This window comes from Paenibacillus taichungensis (assembly GCF_003287275.1).
In the GTDB taxonomy this organism is placed as follows: domain Bacteria; phylum Bacillota; class Bacilli; order Paenibacillales; family Paenibacillaceae; genus Paenibacillus; species Paenibacillus taichungensis_A.
In genome coordinates, this window is the sequence record NZ_QEVW01000010.1 from 154,143 (window position 1) to 172,501 (window position 18,359).

11 protein-coding genes are annotated in these 18,359 nt (G+C 47.7%); 8 read left to right on the plus strand and 3 right to left on the minus strand.

Features of this window, described 5'->3' with window-relative positions:
- Positions 1-20 precede the first annotated feature (20 nt).
- Together DC345_RS17635 and DC345_RS17640 are read right to left on the minus strand one after the other, a co-directional pair.
- Positions 21-1,766 carry an ABC transporter ATP-binding protein gene (locus tag DC345_RS17635; protein ID WP_113054198.1) on the minus strand — a complete coding sequence of 582 codons (1,746 nt, stop codon included), beginning with the start codon at positions 1,764-1,766 and terminating at the stop codon, positions 21-23.
- Between the two features lie 106 nt (positions 1,767-1,872).
- A complete protein-coding gene (locus DC345_RS17640) occupies positions 1,873-3,615 on the minus strand; it encodes an ABC transporter ATP-binding protein (protein WP_113054175.1) in 1,743 nt (580 codons plus the stop codon).
- 359 nt (positions 3,616-3,974) lie between these two features.
- On the opposite strand from DC345_RS17640, the gene DC345_RS17645 reads away from it, so the two are divergent.
- The 8 genes from DC345_RS17645 (at position 3,975) to DC345_RS17680 (ending at position 15,679) form a co-directional block, all read left to right on the plus strand.
- Positions 3,975-4,901 (plus strand): S-layer homology domain-containing protein, encoded by a 927-nt coding sequence (locus DC345_RS17645; RefSeq protein ID WP_113054176.1) that lies wholly within the window; start codon positions 3,975-3,977, stop codon positions 4,899-4,901.
- A 1,146-nt stretch (positions 4,902-6,047) separates the two neighbouring features.
- Complete coding sequence (locus DC345_RS17650; protein ID WP_113054177.1) at positions 6,048-7,019, plus strand: ABC transporter permease; 972 nt, start codon at positions 6,048-6,050, stop codon at positions 7,017-7,019.
- 15 nt (positions 7,020-7,034) lie between these two features.
- The gene (locus DC345_RS17655; RefSeq protein WP_113054178.1) at positions 7,035-7,943 is read left to right on the plus strand and encodes a carbohydrate ABC transporter permease; all 909 of its coding nucleotides are present in this window, start codon (positions 7,035-7,037) and stop codon (positions 7,941-7,943) included.
- Positions 7,944-7,984: 41 nt separating this feature from the next.
- Positions 7,985-9,580: an extracellular solute-binding protein gene (locus tag DC345_RS17660; RefSeq protein ID WP_064640230.1), complete on the plus strand. Its 1,596-nt coding sequence runs from the start codon at positions 7,985-7,987 to the stop codon at positions 9,578-9,580.
- A gap of 33 nt (positions 9,581-9,613) precedes the next feature.
- The gene (locus tag DC345_RS17665) at positions 9,614-10,900 is read left to right on the plus strand and encodes an alpha-L-fucosidase (protein ID WP_113054179.1); all 1,287 of its coding nucleotides are present in this window, start codon (positions 9,614-9,616) and stop codon (positions 10,898-10,900) included.
- Between the two features lie 63 nt (positions 10,901-10,963).
- Entirely contained in the window at positions 10,964-11,986 is a 1,023-nt protein-coding gene (locus DC345_RS17670; RefSeq protein WP_113054180.1) for a carbohydrate-binding family 9-like protein, read from the plus strand.
- 7 nt (positions 11,987-11,993) lie between these two features.
- Positions 11,994-14,627 carry a transglutaminase domain-containing protein gene (locus DC345_RS17675; protein WP_113054181.1) on the plus strand — a complete coding sequence of 878 codons (2,634 nt, stop codon included), beginning with the start codon at positions 11,994-11,996 and terminating at the stop codon, positions 14,625-14,627.
- Positions 14,628-14,632: 5 nt separating this feature from the next.
- Positions 14,633-15,679, plus strand: coding sequence for a glycoside hydrolase family 18 protein (locus DC345_RS17680; RefSeq protein WP_113054182.1), 1,047 nt, complete (start codon positions 14,633-14,635; stop codon positions 15,677-15,679).
- Positions 15,680-15,788: 109 nt separating this feature from the next.
- On the opposite strand, the gene DC345_RS17685 is transcribed toward DC345_RS17680, so the two are convergent.
- A complete protein-coding gene (locus DC345_RS17685; protein WP_113054183.1) occupies positions 15,789-18,089 on the minus strand; it encodes a helix-turn-helix domain-containing protein in 2,301 nt (766 codons plus the stop codon).
- Positions 18,090-18,359 lie beyond the last annotated feature (270 nt).

Here is an 18,359-nt window from a genome sequence, read left to right on the forward strand (position 1 = left end):
AACCCATTTGGTTCGATAAGCTAGCCGGAAATAGCTGAATCATTACCGGCTTCACGCGCATGGGTGTAAAGATCAGCATATACCCCTTCAGCATCGATCAACTTCTGATGTGAGCCTTCCTCGACAATCTCGCCATTCTCCATTACGAGAATCCGATCTGCATGCATGACTGTAGATAAACGATGTGCAATGACAATCGTTGTTCTTCCCTGTGAGACGGATTCCAGCGCCTGTTGTACCAATTGTTCGGTATGCGAATCCAGATTCGCGGTTGCTTCATCCAGGATAAGAACTCGGGGTTGAAAGACCACGATTCGGGCAAACGATATCAGTTGACGCTCTCCGGCGGACAGACCGCTTCCGCGTTCGGAAAGACGTGTATCATACCCTTGCGGCAAACGTGAAATCATCGCATGTGCTCCGACGAATCGACAGGCCTGAATAGCCTGCTCTCTCGTAATATCCTCGCGGAACATTCGTACATTGTCAATGATGGAGCCCGAGAATAGGAATGGTTCCTGCTGGATCAGACCAACGATCCGATGAAGATTGGCTTGCGGGAAATGGCGAATGTCTACGCCATCGATCTCAATGCTGCCCTGATTCACATCGTAAAAGCGATTGAGCAGGGAGATCAACGTACTTTTGCCAGCTCCTGTAGTGCCTACGATGCCCACCATTTCACCTGGATACAGATGCAGATTCATATGCTGAATCAGGGGGCGATCTGCCCGATAGCCGAACGAAACATCATTAAAATCAATCTGTCCCATCACGTTCCGTGGTTCAAGTGTGGAGGCAGTCCCGGGTATGGGATCAGCGACTTCCGGACGGGTACTCAGAATGTTCCAGATTCGATCCATGGATACGGTGGTTGACTGGAATGTGTTCCACTGCATGGTGATCTGGTTAATCGGCTGGAAGAACTGACGGATGTAACTGATAAATGCATAGAGCACACCTACCTGCAATGATTCACCCAGCACGGCACGTCCTCCAAGCCAAACCATCATAACGAGCGCCGCATTGCCAAGGATATCAAACGTCCGGTTGAATATGACATTGGAACGGGCTTGTGTGATATTGGCCTTCAGGTGAAGTTGGTTCTGTTCCGTGAATCTTTTCTTCTGCTCTTCTTCCTGATGGAACGCCTGGATCAGAAACATGCCGGACAGGTTCTCTGCCGTAAATGCAATCAAACGGGAGAGACGAGTTCGGGCATTCTGATAAGCCCTGCGCAGTTGGCTCCGAAATAACACAGCAACGATGGCGATCACAGGCAATACGATGAGAGAGTACCCTGCGAGTACCGGATCGAGCTGGAACATAAAGACGATAATGAGCACCAGCATCATGCCATCCCGGATGAGACTAAGCAGTACCTGAGTGAAGAAACTGCTGATCGTTTCTGTATCACTGGATACATTCGTCACCAGACTGCCAATATGGAAGCGATCGAAGAAAGACATCGACATTTTGGAGATATGCTTGAACAGGTCTTTACGAATGCGAGAGACGATGTTCTGACCGACATGTTGCAGCAGATTGTTTTGTACATAGGTAAAAATAAAGCTGATTACAGCCAGCCCCAAAAAGATGGCTGCCAACTGGACAAGGAAACCTACACTGGTTTGGCCAATGGCCAGATGATCATCGATCGCAATCTTCACCAGGTAAGGCTGAAGCAGATCGGCGGAGATGCCGAGCAGCGAACAGAGAAAAATACCTGCAAAGGCCCATTTATGGGGTTTGGCGTAGGACATCATCGCTTTGAAGGAAGTACGCTTACTCTGGTCTGCGCCTGCATCGGAACCGGACCCATGTCCTGACGGTGCTTGTGCTCCTGCATCTGAACGAACTTCAGCGTTACGGTCAGTCATGATGTAATCCCTCCTCCTGCAAACGATAGGTTGCAGCATATAACCCTTTTGCGGCCATCAGCCCTGCATGTGTACCTTGTTCAGCAATTCGACCTTCATCCAGAACGATAATTTCGTCGGCATGACGGACTGCGCTAATCCGGTGGGAGATGATTAACGTTGTTTTGCCTTTGCCAATCTCACGCAGGCTGCGCAGAATGCCACTTTCAGTGACGGCATCGACAGCACTCATACTGTCATCCAGAATGAGTACCTGCGCTTTTTTGATCAACCCCCGTGCCAGACTGGTGCGCTGACGCTGACCGCCAGACAATGTGAGTCCGCGTTCACCCAGCAAGGTATCGAACCGATCAGGGAACCGGATAATGTTCTCGTATATCATCGCTTGTCGTGCACTGTGCTCTATGGTGTCCAGCGGAACCTCACGGTCGCTAAAAGCGATGTTGTCCCGAATGGTTGTACTGAACAGGAATCCATCCTGCGGTACATAGGCAATACGGGATCGCAGACTTTCCAGCGACAGCTTCCGGATGTCGGTTCCGTTAATACGGATGGTGCCTTCAGGCGGCTCATATGTACGCAGCAATAGCTTCACAAAGGTACTTTTACCAGAACCTGTTTTGCCCACAATGCCCACAGTTCGGCCTGCCTGGATATTCAGACTGATGTTTTTGAGCGCAGGGGATAAACTGCCGGGATAGGAAAAGGACAGATTCTCTATCGTAATGTCGTTCACGGCTTTGAGACTTGTCGCATTGGGAAGCTCACGCACGTCAGGCACTTCCGTCAACAGATCATTTACCCGCTCCAGTGATGCTCCAGAACGCTGCATGGTATTGATCACATTACCGATTTGTTGAAGCGGTCCCATGATGATCCGCAAATATAACGTCAATGCAACAAAACTTCCGAGTGTAATGGAGTTCTGCATCGTCAAAATTCCGCCAACAAGCAGGGAAACAACCAGTGAAATGGCACCCAGCAGCGGTAGCAAGGCCTGAAATAGAGAGGACAGACGAACAAGCCGCAGCTGTTTGCTTTTGATTGCATCTACTGTGAATCCAAAACGTTCACGGGCGCTGTCTTCAATGGCAAATGTTTTGGTTACACGAATACCACCCAGTTGTTCCTCTGCGGATTCCGTCATCGTTGCAAGAGCATCCTGCACATCACGAGAGCGCTTGCGAATTCGCGGACCGAAAAAAACGACCAGAAAGGGAATGGCCAGCAACGGCACAATACTGATCAGAATAAGTCTCATCGGGATTCCGCTGAGCAGCATCATCACGATGCAAGATAATAATAGAAATGTTGCATTGGTCATCATGGTGACGCCGTTGGAGATGGCTTCACGTACAGAGGTGACATCATTCATGACGTAACTGAGCAGTTTCCCATTTCCCTGTTTGGAGAAATAGTGCTCACTCAGCTCCGAAAACTTGCCGAAAATGCGCTCACGTGTCATGAATTCGAAGCGGCGTCCAAGCTTCATGATCATGAATTGCCCAGTACCGAATAACAGATTATAAGCGATGGCTATAGCCAAAAGCGAAAGGCTATACCGGATGACCGTATTCATCTGAAGTGTGTTCTGCATGAGTTGATCCGTGAAGCTGCCCAGAATTCGGGGCAAGGACGCCTGACCCACATTGGAGGCAATAATCAGTAGTACAGCGAACAGATATACGGGCCAGTTAGCAATGACATAGCCTCGTAGTAATCCTTTCTTGGACATAAGATTTGTTCTCCTTTGTTCAGGGTGAAAGTTGGTTTGGAATCGGAGTCAAGAAAAGGGCCGACACCTGATAATAGCGCGTCGTGCCCTCTTACTTTATGCGATCCGGTTTGCTGTTTATCCGTCATTCGATAGAAATCTCTATTCTTATTTTTGCGCTAATCAGTAAGGATGTCAACGAAGCAAGCAAGCATAATGGAAAGAAAGCAGATCAGCGCCCGCAGAGTAAGGGATATATGCAGTATTTCCGTCATTTATTCACCAGATGTCGATTTTACTGAAACATTTCAGGAGAGTCTCCCGTCTGTAGGATTGAAGAGGTCAAAAATTGGGTTTACTAAATATGGAGGTGCCAAGAAATGAAACATAAAAAAGGATTGGCTGCAACGCTTGCGCTCTGCGTGTCTTTGACGGCAGGAGGTGCATCGGTACTTGCATTTTCGGATGTAAAAGATGAAGGACAAAAAACGATTGTGGACTCGTTACATGCCAAGGGTGTTGTTAATGGAGTAACGGCGGATCTATTTCGTCCAGATCTCGCATTGTCCGAGCCACAGGGTGTTCAACTGATTGTGAACGCTTTTGGTCTGAAAAATGAATACGCTGCCGCCTCGGCGGCACAAAATAAAATTAGTCCCACGGCCTGGTACGCCGATGCCGTTCAGGCTGCAACACAGAATGGTCTGTCCATTCCGGTGGAGTTGAATCCACAAGCCAAAATGACGCGTGAACAGTTTGCCATTTTGCTCCTTGAAGGCATTAATACAACCGGAGAATATCCGGTGATCATGCTGTATAATGATATTAAGGACGAAAATAAAATCGGTAAGGACGCCAAATCTGCGGTCCAGAATCTGCTGAACATGGACATCATTGAACTGGATAAGGACGGTAACTTCCGTCCAGATCAGTCACTTACCCGTATGGAGGCTGCAAGCATGATCTTCAATGCACTTGAATTTGTAGATAAGCACGGCAATGGCGGATCGACGGAACCGACTCCAACGAATCCAGGCGAAGGCCAACAGGGGATTGTGCCTACCGTGACATCAACCAAAGTGGATGACAAGACGGTAAAGGTTAAACTGACCGCGCAAATGCCTCATCCTGGTTATGGATTGAAGATTGAAGATGTGAAGCTGGAGAAGGATGGACGTGCCATTGTGCTGTATACCATTATCCAACCTGACCCGGACATGATGTATCCAATGGTTATTACCGATGTAACCGCAGAGACAGACATTCCAACAGGATACACTGCAGAAGCACAGCCTTCTGGAAAATAATCAAACCTTGCCAGCGCGCCTCGATCCTTGATCGGAGCGCGCTTTTTTTCTGGAAACGACGATCGATATGAAAAAGCTTGCCTAGGGAGAGCGGCTGTTTTTCAGTCTGAATCTTGATTAGTCCGACTGAAAAGTATTGATTCCATTTTTGTATGTCACATTTGATGACTTATAAGTGATTTTAAAAATGGAATTAAGTTAGAATGTGTAATATTTAATGACATTAAAATGTTGTTTTTAAGATGTAAATCAATATCTATATAGGCGATAAAGCTGCTTCGTGTTAACGGAGCGGCTTTTTTTCTGGCCTGATCCGGAAATTATCATGCACTCCAGCTCCTCATGTCATGTGCAAAATCAACATATATGACTGGATATAACCAGTGTTTATCTGTGCTTATGTGCTTTCAGCCAAGGATAAAAACGACATATTTACCGAGTGGGGAAGAAACTCATAGAATAAAGCCAAGCCATAAGCGAGCTTGATGCAGGTGATAAATATATGGTAGATAATATTACATTTGTGTGATTGAATTAAATCTATCCTTATTACTTTTTCTAAGCATCAAGAGAGAAGGAAGACAAATGCATAAGTAAGGGGGAGAAACACAGTAGCAATGAAGAGTAACTTCTATTACATTCAATATGGCGATGCGCAGAGCATGCTAAGACCTTGCGACCTGTATGACCGATGTGAATTCAGAATACGACCTGCACACATGGAATATCTCTTTCCTAAACATATGTGGGTTTTGACTTTAAGGTCTGTTTCCCAACTTTCATTCAGATCTGACATCTCTCAAGTTCATGCGAAGCTACTCGAAACGACAACTTCAAGAGAGAAATGGGTCAAATTCCACATGTTTTACTTCTCCAAAATGACAATGACAAGCTGTAAATAAAAGCGTAAACCCCTGTTGTAACAGTACTTTCCGTGTTTTTTAAGAGTGAAGATCGAAATAGCATATTTACGGATTCGGAAATGATTCATAAACTCAGTATGTAAGCGTTACCAAAACGCGAGAGAAATAAAGGCCTCGCATGATAGAAATGTGGTCCGGGACTCATTCCTTACATTTGAACAGGAGTGTTTCGCTCTTCTTACAAAACGGACGGATTTTCATTAAGAAAAGGAGGAAACAACTGATGCAGCCAGAAGGGAAGTCCGCCTTGTCGCAAAACCTATCGGTGCACACGATTCCGAACCGCAAGAGAAATAAATTAGGGAGAAGGATGATTCGAAACTGGGAGTTGTATCTGTTTATCGCGCCAGCATTTCTATACTTTCTGATTTTCCATTACGGGCCGATGTACGGCATACAAATCGCATTCAAAAACTTTATCCCGACGCTTGGCGTTACGGGAAGTCCATGGGTTGGTTTCGATCATTTTATCCGCTTTTTCAATTCGTATTATTTCTGGGATTTGTTATGGAATACTCTCAGCATCAGCCTGTATGAGCTGGCTATAGGTTTTCCGCTGCCCATCATTCTGGCGTTAGCCTTCAATGAAGTAAAGGACTCCTTCTTCAAACGTACCGTTCAGACGGTCACCTATGCACCGCATTTCATTTCGGTCGTTGTCATGTCGGGTATGATTATTACCTTTTTGTCGCCTTCGTCAGGCATGATTGTAAATTTGGTGGAGGCTCTTGGATTTCAGGCCCCTCAATTTCTGACGGACCCTGCGTGGTTTAAGACGGTGTACGTACTCTCGGGTGTCTGGCAGAGTGCAGGCTGGGGTACCATTATATACCTCGCAGCCCTCTCGGGTGTGGACCCTCAACTGCATGAAGCTGCCGTGGTGGATGGTGCGAGCCGGTTTAAACGGATTCTGCATATTAACATTCCAGCGATTATCCCTACGATCACCATTTTGTTAATTCTGAATATGGGCAGTATTCTGGGCGTCGGATTCGAGAAAATCTTGCTGTTGCAAAATCCGTTGAACATGGGCTCATCCGATGTCATCTCGACATTTGTCTATCGGTCCGGTCTGGTCGATGCACAGTACAGTTTCTCCACAGCTGTAGGGTTGTTTAACTCGGTAGTTAATGCGATTCTGCTGATTACGGTGAATCAAATTGCACGTCGCACCAGTGAAAACAGTTTGTGGTAAAAGGAGGGGAAACACATGTCAACCGCGGTTAAGGAAAGCAGAAGCGATAAAGTGTTCTTATGGTGCAACTACATCTATCTGACGATAGCGCTCGTCATTGTGCTTTACCCGCTGTTATACATCATTAGCGCCTCAATCAGTGATCCCAAATTTGTAAGCTCCGGTGAGATGTGGTTGCTACCCAAAGGAATTACGTTTGAAGGGTACGCCCGTGTGTTTGAGAACACGAACATCTGGATCGGGTACAAAAATACGATCATTTATACCGTCTTAGGTACACTCGTCAACCTGATGGTCACTCTTCCGGCAGCCTATGCGCTTAGCCGTTCTGATTTTGTTGGACGTGGATTCTTCATGGCAATGTTTATGGTAACGATGTTTTTCAGCGGAGGACTTGTCCCAAGCTACTTGCTGGTTAAGGATCTTGGGATGGTGAACAGCATTTGGGCGCTTATTCTGCCAGGAGCTGCATCCATCTGGAATATTATCGTATGCCGTACGTTTTTCCAATCAACCATTCCCAAGGAGCTGCAGGAAGCGGCCCATATTGACGGGTGTACCAACACCCGGTTGTTTATCCGAATTGTGCTTCCGCTCTCCATGCCGATCATTGCCGTGATGGCGCTCTTCTACGGCGTAGGACACTGGAACAGCTATTTCAGTGCCATGATTTATTTAAATGATTCCTCGAAGTATCCACTGCAGCTCTTTCTGCGCCAAATCCTGGTACTTCAGGAGATGGCAGCACAGGGCGGGGGAGCTATCGATACCTCTTCCGCAACGGCGATGAATTCCAAAGCGGAAATTGCTGCGCTGGTCAAATATGCCGTCATTATTGTTTCAACTTTACCTGTAATTGCGATTTATCCATTTCTTCAGCGTTATTTTGTGCAGGGTGTTATGATCGGTTCCGTTAAGGGATGATCTTAAACCATAATCCACACTAAAAAAGGGGAGTTGTCGTCATGAAAAAGCTTCGCAAGGCTTCATCCATTGTACTCTGCCTCACCCTATCCGCAGCATTGCTTGCAGCTTGTGGTTCCAATGAAGATGGAGGTTCTGCGACTTCAAATGTCGAAGGGGTCAAAAAAGAAGGATTCCCGATTGTGGACAAACCACTTACGTTAAAGGTCATGTCCCAGGATGCGGGCGTAGCCGACTGGAACACGATGCCAGTCCTGCAAGAGATGGAGAAATTGTCAGGCATCAAGCTGGAGTACCAGCTTTCACCGATCGACAGCTTTGAAACAAAGAAGAACCTGGTATTCGCGAGCGGCGATTTACCGGATATGTTCTATGCTGCGGATCTCAAGCCAGCTGAGCAGGTTACTTATGGGACTCAAGGCATTCTGATCCCGCTGGAAAAATACATTGATGAGGGCTATGCCCCGAACATTAAGAAGATTCTCGACGAAAACCCGGATGTTCGCAAATCATTTACAACGCCTGACGGACATATGTATGCACTGCCATTTATCGATACGGCTGCCGTGTGGTACAGAGGCCCGATGTGGTATAACGGGGAATTCCTAAAAGCGCTTAATGTAGAGGAACCTAAGACTACGGAAGAATTATATACGTACCTGAAGCGTGTTAAGGAAGAAGACCCTAACGGCAACGGACAACAAGATGAAATTCCGCTTACTTCTGTAAAACTGGATGATCTTCGGATGTATTTCTTCGGATTCTGGGGAATGTACAACGAAGGAATCTACGCGGATAAGGACGGAAAAGTTCACTATCCTTATCAAGAAGAAGGCTACAAAGGTTATCTGACGTTCATGAACCGCTTGTGGAAAGAAGATTTGCTGGATCATGAGACCTTCTCCCAAACAGGCGATCAGAAAAAAGCAAAAGGCGAAAGCAACAAGCTTGCGCTGTTCAATGACTACCATCCATACTTCACACTCGGCGGCGAGCCTAGCACGAAGCATCCGCTAATGACACCGGTGAAGAGTGAGATCGCAGACTCACCTGTATACGGTAAACACCCAGGCATATCGGCACGTGGTACCTTTGCTATTACTAGCAGCAACCCGTCCCCTGAGGCAACTATGCGTTGGATCGACTATATGTACAGCTATGATGGAGCGACCCTGTTCAATCAAGGTCCTGAAGGTCTGCTGTGGAAATTCAAAGACAAGGAAAATCTCGTAAAAGAGTGGCTGCCTGTCCCTGGTGGCGGGGATCGTGAGGAATATCGCGGTAAAATCACACCGAACTATGGCATTTTGACACCCGGTATTAATGATCCGGATATCGCAAAAGGTCTTCGCACCGAATTTGATGAATGGCTTGACCAGCAGAATCAAGAGAAGTTGGTGCCTATCGGAAAATCACCGTTCCCTAACGTTTATTTAACAAATGAAGAGCAAAGCGAAGCGACCGCTTTATTATCTGATCTGGATACGTACGTCAAGCAGATGGAAGCGAAGTTCGTAACAGGCCAAGAGCCGCTTGAGAATTGGGATAAGTATATTGCACAGATCAAAAAAATGGGCAGCGACCGTATCGTTGAACTGTATCAAGGGGCGTACGATCGCTGGAACACAGGCCAATAAGAACAAGGACTCCAGAAAGAGGTGTGAACAAGGATGCAGAAATGGTTTGAAGAGGCCAAGCTGGGAATATTCATCCACTATGGCATCTATGCTGTGGACGGGGTTTCGGAATCGTGGTCCTTCTATAATGGAAGGATCTCCTACGAAGAGTACATGAAGCAGCTGGACGGCTTTACGGCATCGAAGTTTAATGCGGAGAAGTGGGCGGACTTGATTGAGAAATCCGGAGCCCGATATGCTGTGCTGACAACGAAGCATCATGATGGTGTTGCTCTATGGGATACGCAGTATAGTGACCTCAATGTCGTTAAGCAGACACCAGCGAATCGGGATCTCGTGAGGGAATATGCGGAAGCAATTCGGGAGAAGGGCATACATCTGGGGATGTACTTTTCACTGATTGATTGGTCGCACCCGGATTATCCTAGCGTGTTTGAAGGTGGGAAAGTACCCGAGGATCTCAGCAGTGTCAATCGGCATTCAAGCCCTGTGGATGGTGTTGAGGATCAGGAGAAGTGGAAGAAATTCCTTGAGTTCAATAACCACCAGCTTCGGGAGATCATGACGAATTACGGTAAGGTGGACCTGCTGTGGTTCGATGGGGACTGGGAGCGAAGTGCCGAGCAGTGGAATCTGCCGGAGTTCAAGCATTACCTGCAATCGTTTAACCCGGATGTCATCATCAACTCCCGCCTTCAAGGTTATGGGGATTATAAAACGCCGGAGCAAGGCATTCCGATTACCAGACCGGAGGGACCATGGGAGTTCTGCACCACGATCAACACATCATGGGGCTATGTGCCAACAGACCATAAATACAAATCGTTAAATCAGATCATTCGGATGTTCTGTGATTGTATTTCGATGGGGGGCAACATGCTGCTGGATATCGGTCCACGCGAAGATGGCACCATTGATAAGAGGCAGGAGGATATTCTGCTTGGACTGGGAGCATGGATCCGAACCCATGAAGAGGCCGTTTTTGGAACGGGTGAAGGTATTATGCCTCGCTATTATCTGGGGGGGAGCACCGTATCCGAGGACAGAAAGGCATTGTATCTGTTTGTTTATGACGATCCAAAAGAGAATGTATGCATCAAGGGACTATGCAATAAGATCAAGAAGATTACTGTGCTGCATTCGGGCAAAGAACTTAACCATGAGATTCATGGGGGCGTGCCTTGGTTCAATATCCCGGGGACAACGTGGATCCAAATGACCCCTGAGGACACACATGAGCAGGTGACGGTTCTTAAGCTCGAATTCGACGAGGAACTGGAAATGTACGGCGGTTCAGGAGCCGTTGTTACTCATAACTAACATTACGGGAGGGCATGCACCTATAGATGCATGCCCTCCCTCATGAAGCGGAGAGAGAGCGATATGAACCAAAGTGGAGTACCTGAGCCGAAGATTGAGTATGCTCCCAAACATTATATATGCAAGCGTGCGCAGGAACCGCTGATGCTGGACGGCCGCATAGATAAGGCATTCTGGGATGCAGCTGATTGGACGGATGATTTCGTTGATATCGAAGGGGATCTTCGTCCGAAACCCGGAAAACAGACTCGGGTAAAAATGCTGTGGGACGACGACTATTTCTACTTTGCTGCCGAACTGATTGAAGATCAGATATGGGCTACGTTGACCGAGCGGGATTCTGTTATTTTCTATGACAATGATTTTGAGATTTTTATCGACCCCGACGGGGATACCCACCAATATTATGAGTTCGAGATCAATGCGCTCAATACGGTATGGGACCTGTTATTGGTGAAGCCATATCGGGATGGTGGGCCTCCGGTCAACGGTTGGGATATCAGCGGTCTTAAGACAGCTGTACATATCGATGGGGAGCTGAACACACCTGACGCCGATAACCGAAAATGGAGCGTTGAGGTGGCAATTCCCTGGACCAGCCTGAAGGAATGTGCCGAAGGCAATCGTCCGCCTGTACCGGGCGAGTTCTGGCGTGTCAACTTCTCGCGAGTGGAATGGCAGACTGAAGTGAAGGATGGGGAGTACCGCAAGGTGCTGAATCCGGATACAGGCAAACCTTATCCGGAGGACAACTGGGTCTGGTCGCCCATGGGTATTATTAACATGCATTATCCGGAGCTATGGGGATATGTCGTATTTTCGGATGACGGAACGGATCAGTCCTTTGAGCTGCCGGAAGACGAACGAATCAAATGGGAGCTTCGCAGACTCTATTACCGTGAACGCAATTATTTTGAAGCCCATGGTGAATTTACACAGGATGTGAAGTTACTCATGGGTGAAGAAACATTAATTTGTCAGCCTGTAATTGAAACGACCCGTAGCCTATTCCAGATTAGTACGCCTTCCTCTGACGGCACTACCTTAATCTGCATTCGGGAAGACGGAAAGCTGTGGAAGGAGTGAGCCACCTATGACAAGCCAAACCTTGGTGTTTTCGATGGATGCACAGTCCTTGGAGCGGATCGAGCAGAAGTTCCAGGAGAAGTTAAACTTTGCGGATGCCCGTAAAGATGAACTGTTTCATGTGTTTCAGCAGCCTTTAACTGAAGAAGAGGAATGGGCTTTGAAATATGTGTATGCCTACATGCCGGTAAACGACTTGGCTGATTATGATGGGGAATTGTTCCTCAGTCATGTGCGCCGGGCACTGGACATTCGCAAGCGTGTGCCTTGGGGGGGATGTGTACCAGATCATCTGTTTCTGCATTTTGTACTCCCCTATCGAATCAATACAGAGAATATTGAAGATTTCCGTGGCATTATCTTTGACGAGTTGGCTGACCGGACAGCGAAGTTATCCATGGCGGATGCCATTCTGGAGACCAATTACTGGTGTCATGAGAAAGCGACTTATATTGGCAGCGATCTGCGCACGATATCGCCGCTGACGATGATTCGAAATGCCCGCGGCCGTTGTGGAGAAGAATCCACGCTGGCGGTAGCCGCTCTTCGTAGCATCGGCATACCTGCCCGTCAGGTCTACACACCACGCTGGGCTCACTGTGACAGCAATCATGCTTGGGTAGAAGCCTGGGCGGACGGCCAGTGGTATTACATTGGGGCATGTGAGCCGGAAGCCGGATTGAATCAAGGGTGGTTCAGTCCACCAGCCCGTAGGGCCATGCTGATCAATACGAGAATATTCGCCGACTATCCGGGACCGGAGGATATAACACTCTCCGAGAAGGGATATACGGAGATCAATTTACTGGAGAACTACGCGCCAGCGCATACCATCCGCGTGAAGGTAACAAATGAGCAGGGCGCGCCTGTGCCTGAAGCGAGTGTCCGATTTGAGCTATACAATAGTGCTGAATTTTATCCCATCGCCGAAATCAAGACTGATGCACAGGGAGATGCTTCCTTTAAGACGGGTCATGGCGACCTATTAATTCGTGCGGTTAGTGGTGGCAAGTGGGGTGAAATTCTATTCAAAGCTCAGGATAGCGATCATGTTGAGATCGTGTTGGATTCATCAGAGCAGCCATCAGGGATCGTGGATTTTGATATGGTTCCTCCTCCAGAAGGGGAGGGAGAAGTAGTGGCTTCGTTACCGGAAGAGAAGATCCAGGCTCACAACCGCCGCCTGGAGGAAGGTACGAAGATTCGGAGTGGATATGAGGATACATTCCTGAGTGAGGAAGATGCATTTGCATTGGCTCATACAACTGGACTGCCTCCGGAGCGCGTACGGGATATTCTACAGAAGGCACGGGGCAACAGCCGCGAAATCGCTGCTTTCCTAGAGGAACGTTCCGGTGAATTTGGTGAGTGGCCACTACAGTTGCTGGAGTCGATGAACGAAAAAGACTTGATCGATACTTTTCGGCTGACATTGGACGATCATCTTATTGGTGCACTTTCACAGCGTGGACAATGGGCAGAGGAGACATTTGTGAAGTACATTCTGTGCCCACGGGTCTCCTATGAAATGGTGGTGCCTTATCGATCTGTATTCCAGAATGCTTATTCCGAGGAAGAAGCAGCGGCGTTCAGGGAAGATCCTTCGATGCTTGCGTGCAATCTGGAACAGGACTATTCGTATTATGAGGATCTCCCTAACCTGAAAGGTAAGGGGAACCCTGTAGGTACTTATAGTCTGATGAAGGGAGACCCACCTTCGCTGGATATTCTGTTTGTCGCCGTGTGCCGCAGTTTGGGTATTCCGGCCCGATTGCATCCGAGCGAGCAGAAACCGCAGTATCTGAGTGAACAAGGTTGGGAGGATGCAGTGTTCGGTCGTACCTCTTCTCGAAATGAGGACAGCTCAAGCTGGGGAATGCTGCATCTCCTCAAGGACTCAGAAGCTCAGGGGGATGCACCGGCAGCATCCTATGCGGAGAATTTCACATTGGCACGTCTGGAAGATGGGGTGTACAAAACGCTGATTTATCAGGATGGTTATTCCGATGTCTATAGCGATCCATTTGAGGTTGAACCGGGGGCTTATCGTTTAACGACTGGCATCCGTTTGAAAGATGGAACGGTAAGAGTCCGCTTCATTTACTGCACTGTTCGCGCTGGAGACACCGCTGAAGTAGTCCTGACTTATCGCGAGACGGAGGTAGACATCCCGGTGCTGGGCAAACTAACAACCGGCAGTGTGCTGACTCATCTGGATGGTTCTGAAGTGCAACTGGAGGAACTTCTGGGATCAGAAGGAGCTATTGCTGCCTGGATTGAACCGGAGCGGGAACCGACCAAACATCTGATTCGTGAGCTGTGTGAACTCGCTGAGCCTCTTAATAAGCTGGGCGTGCCAATCGTGCTGCTGATCGGAGATACGGAATGGAACGCCTCCTTTGACCCTGTGAATTATCCGAAACTGCCGCTACGCACGATTTTTGTTCGTGATTCCAGCTATGCGTCCTTATCCAGTTTTATTTCGAAACCTGCCGCTCAGGAAGCGGGCTATCCGCATCTGTTCGTACTGGATAATCAGGATCAAATTCGATATTCGGCCTCCGGGTACAAGATTGGTACAGGCAAGGAAGCTCTGCAGATTGCTGCTGCGATATCTCAATCATGGAATGGATCGGAGTGAAGAGGATGACGAAATATATTGCTGCTGGTTATGTCGTTGATTCTGTACTTCCCGACATGACGGATGAGGATCTGTTGAAGTTAACACATCTGAATGTAGCCTTCGGTCATGTCAAGAATGATGAAATCACAATTGAGCATTTAAAAAACGGAGAGGCTGTCCGGAATATTAAGGAGAAGCATCCAAATCTAACGGTGCTGCTGTCCGTGGGCGGGTGGAGCGCCGGTGGTTTCTCTGAGGCCGCCTCAACCGATGCGGGGAGGGACAGCATGGCTGCATCAGCGGTTAGGGTGCTGGAGGATTATCCTTTTGACGGAATTGATCTGGACTGGGAGTATCCTTCTTACGGTGAAGCTGGTATCGCATCCAGTCCAGATGACAAACGGAATTTCACCTTACTTCTCAAGACGATCCGGGAGAGGCTGGATGCCAAGGGCTCCGAGGATGGCCGTCATTATCTGCTCACCATTGCGGCAGGGGCTGATCAATACTACGTAGACGGTACAGAGATGGCTGAGGTGCAGCAGTACCTGGACTTTGTGCAGTTGATGACCTATGATATGCGCGGCGGTTTTCAGGTTCTGACCGGACATCATACGAATCTGTATACGCCAACCGGGGATCTGTTCCGAATTAGTACAGATGCTTCCGTGAACCTGTTCATCCGCGCCGGCGTTCCGAAAGAGAAGATCGTAATCGGCGCTGCGTTCTACTCCCGGATCTGGACTGAGGTCCCTGACCGAAACCATGGCCTTCACCAAATGGCCGGTAGTACAGGCGGCTACGGTCCGGCATTTGCCGAGCTGCAAGCGAAGTACATCAATAAGAATGGTTATATCCGTTATTGGGATGAGGAAGCCTGCGCGCCGTTCCTGTTTAACGGTTCCAGCCTAATTTCTTATGATGATGAAGAATCAATTCAGTGCAAATGCAATTACGTGAAGGATCAGGGCCTGGCCGGCATTATGTTCTGGGAATACGGCTGTGATCCGACCCATCGTCTGCTGGGTGCAATTCATCAAGGGCTTCAAGATGTTCCGGTAGAGAAATAGAAGAAGCGAGCCGGGTTCGACAATTCGTATTGTGTATACGGGCCGAAAATAAATAGAAACCTCCTCTAACCAAAAGGTTCAGGGGAGGTTTCTATTTTATACGAATCCATTATCCAAGACATTCCTCGTCGTCATCATCCGGGGAATCGGAGGAGTCGTTGGGACGGTGCATTTTGCGGTACTGCCCTGGGGTATAACCCGTCTCTTTCTTGAATTTACGGATGAAGTTCGGTGTATCCAGATAACCGACGCGTGTGATGATATCTTTTAATGGATCGCTAGTATGCAGCAGCAGCCGGATGACTTCATCCATCCGTTTCTGCCAGATATATTGGGTAAAGTTCATGCCGATCTTCTCTTTGAAGGAACGGCTGAAATACGAGGAAGAGATCGTGAATTTCGATGAAATCGTACCCAGGCTGAGATCATAATCTGAGTAATTGGTATCAATATAAGCAACGATTTCATCCATCAGGGAGCTTTCTTCCGTCTCGCTCTTCGCCTCGACATGAGCACAGATTTCGGCGGCAAGTCCTTTCAGTTTTTTCTCCAAATCCTCCAACGAATCGTAGGAAGTGATCCTTGGAAGTTGATTAACCACATGATGAATGCCAAGCTCCGAGGCCGTTTTGAGCATCGTATTCAGAATATCAAAGCAGATGCATCGTAGCAGTGGTACAGACGGCATTTCGGATTTCAAGGTATTCAACGCAGTTGATACCATCTGAACCGCCACATCGTAACTGCCCTGTTTCAAGCTCTGATCCAGCTTAAGCAGCACATCCTTAGGTACCCAGAAAGAAGAATCCTGTTCACTAGAGCCGGAAAGGGCGTTGAAGAAGGTGCTGCTGCCCTGTCCGTGGAGCATGGATGCTTCCAGTGCGGTTGATGCCTCAATGTAGGATTGATTCAGCTGCAATGGAGAACTGTAGTTGTTGCCGATCCCGATTGCGGGAGCAACTCCAACGTGATCTGCCATCATTGATTGCAGTGATTCAACAATAGACTCCATACGGGCATTCAAGCTGGATTCATACCCTACCTCGGCATCAAATCCGACGATGAGGGCCACTTGGTCTGGTTGTGGAAGCTCCACGCCGTAAGCATAAGCAGACAGCTCCGGCAGTTCCATATCGTTAATCAGCTGCATAACAGTACGCTGTTCGAGGTGATCTCCGCTGGGAAAATCGTACATTTCCAATCCTAATGTCATGACAAAATAATGGGATCGGTTAAAGCGTATGCCGAGATTGTCCGTAAACTCAGAAGGGAGTTCTCCGGTATGGCCATGCTTCAGTAGCATGAGCAGAATATGATTACGAGCGTAGGGCTCCTGAAGGTCCACGCGCTGGCTGTAATCATGCAGCGTTTTCTTGATCCATTCCAGCTCGTTGCTGGTTGTGGAAGGTTCAGGATTATTTTTTAAACGGATAAACTCCATCAAGTCTGAAATTGGATGGTATTGTCTTCGGGCCAACATAATGGCAAGGAAGGTGCCCATCACGACCACGAAGGAGAAAACAAGAACAACAAAGGTACGAATATGGACGATTCGACTAAAAAATTGATTGCTCGGCATAGCGGTTACATAAGTCCAGCCCGCGTCTGATTTGACGGATACAACCGAATGCGGTTCTTGATTTAAGGAGAGACTGTGGGTTCCCGGCTCAAGTTCAAACAGAGATTTGACTTCCTGTTCGGTAATGGTTTCCCCTTTATAATTGGCGGCCAGCACCTGCCCATAATTATCGAAAATATAAGTCATCCCATGGTAGTCGCTGAGAATGGAATCAATCAATCCGGTCAGATTGGACTCGTGAATCAAGTACATGACAGTGCCGTGGGCAGGCGTATTATTAGGTGCAATCGGTACAAGGTAGGCCAGCATGGAATTGGGTACTTTGGTTCCTTGAACGACTTGCTCGGCTGGTCGTATCGTGGGGAACTGAACGTTATTCAAATCCCGGATCATGTCCGTTTTGTTCCATGTATTAAATTTGTAGCGGCCCGTGAATACATCCAGGTTCTCAGAGCCCTGAGACGAGTAGATGTTATCATCTCCGCGGAAGAACAGAAATAGTTCATCGATAATGGAACTGGTCGCCTTGTATTTGACCAAAGCACTAATCGATTCCCGGCTATAGTAGGGATGGTGAGTCCAATAGCGGGTCAGCTGCTCATCGTAAGCGATACGAAATGCGATGTCCTGCAATTCCTTCATGCGGTCATCAATGACCGTTTTTGCTTGGGTCAACTGATTGACATTGGTCTGCTCGATCTCTGAACGGAGCGTGTCCACAGCATTGTGATAAATAATAATAGTTAATATAACAAGAGGTATAAGGAAAATGGAGATATAGGATAGTGTGTACTTAAGCAGAAGCTTGGACTTGAAGTGATTCCATTTCATACTCTGCAACCTCCCGTTTTTCTTTAGAGCTGCAGCGATAGCGCTCTCATAAAGACAGTGAAGTATTACCATGATGCCGAGCTACTAGGTGTTCCTACTAAAAATATTAGGAGAACTTCTCTAATAAATCAATGAATCTTTTCTGAGATTTAAGGGGAGTCATGCAGAACGTTTCTTGAGAGAATCGATGTAGATAACCATAGCAAAATCCCCTTCGAGTTCACTCCTTTCCTTATGTTACCACACAAGGCTTTTTAAAGAGTATCAACT

What these genes read in the sequence shown, in the direction of transcription:
- DC345_RS17665 (WP_113054179.1), top strand. Translation starts at nt 9,614, where the DNA reads ATGCAGAAATGGTTTGAAGAGGCCAAGCTGGGAATATTCATCCACTAT.
- DC345_RS17640 (WP_113054175.1), bottom strand. Translation starts at nt 3,615, where the DNA reads ATGTCCAAGAAAGGATTACTACGAGGCTATGTCATTGCTAACTGGCCC.
- DC345_RS17650 (WP_113054177.1), top strand. Translation starts at nt 6,048, where the DNA reads ATGCAGCCAGAAGGGAAGTCCGCCTTGTCGCAAAACCTATCGGTGCAC.
- DC345_RS17635 (WP_113054198.1), bottom strand. Translation starts at nt 1,766, where the DNA reads ATGATGTCCTACGCCAAACCCCATAAATGGGCCTTTGCAGGTATTTTT.
- DC345_RS17680 (WP_113054182.1), top strand. Translation starts at nt 14,633, where the DNA reads ATGACGAAATATATTGCTGCTGGTTATGTCGTTGATTCTGTACTTCCC.
- DC345_RS17660 (WP_064640230.1), top strand. Translation starts at nt 7,985, where the DNA reads ATGAAAAAGCTTCGCAAGGCTTCATCCATTGTACTCTGCCTCACCCTA.
- DC345_RS17645 (WP_113054176.1), top strand. Translation starts at nt 3,975, where the DNA reads ATGAAACATAAAAAAGGATTGGCTGCAACGCTTGCGCTCTGCGTGTCT.
- DC345_RS17655 (WP_113054178.1), top strand. Translation starts at nt 7,035, where the DNA reads ATGTCAACCGCGGTTAAGGAAAGCAGAAGCGATAAAGTGTTCTTATGG.
- DC345_RS17685 (WP_113054183.1), bottom strand. Translation starts at nt 18,089, where the DNA reads ATGAAATGGAATCACTTCAAGTCCAAGCTTCTGCTTAAGTACACACTA.
- DC345_RS17675 (WP_113054181.1), top strand. Translation starts at nt 11,994, where the DNA reads ATGACAAGCCAAACCTTGGTGTTTTCGATGGATGCACAGTCCTTGGAG.
- DC345_RS17670 (WP_113054180.1), top strand. Translation starts at nt 10,964, where the DNA reads ATGAACCAAAGTGGAGTACCTGAGCCGAAGATTGAGTATGCTCCCAAA.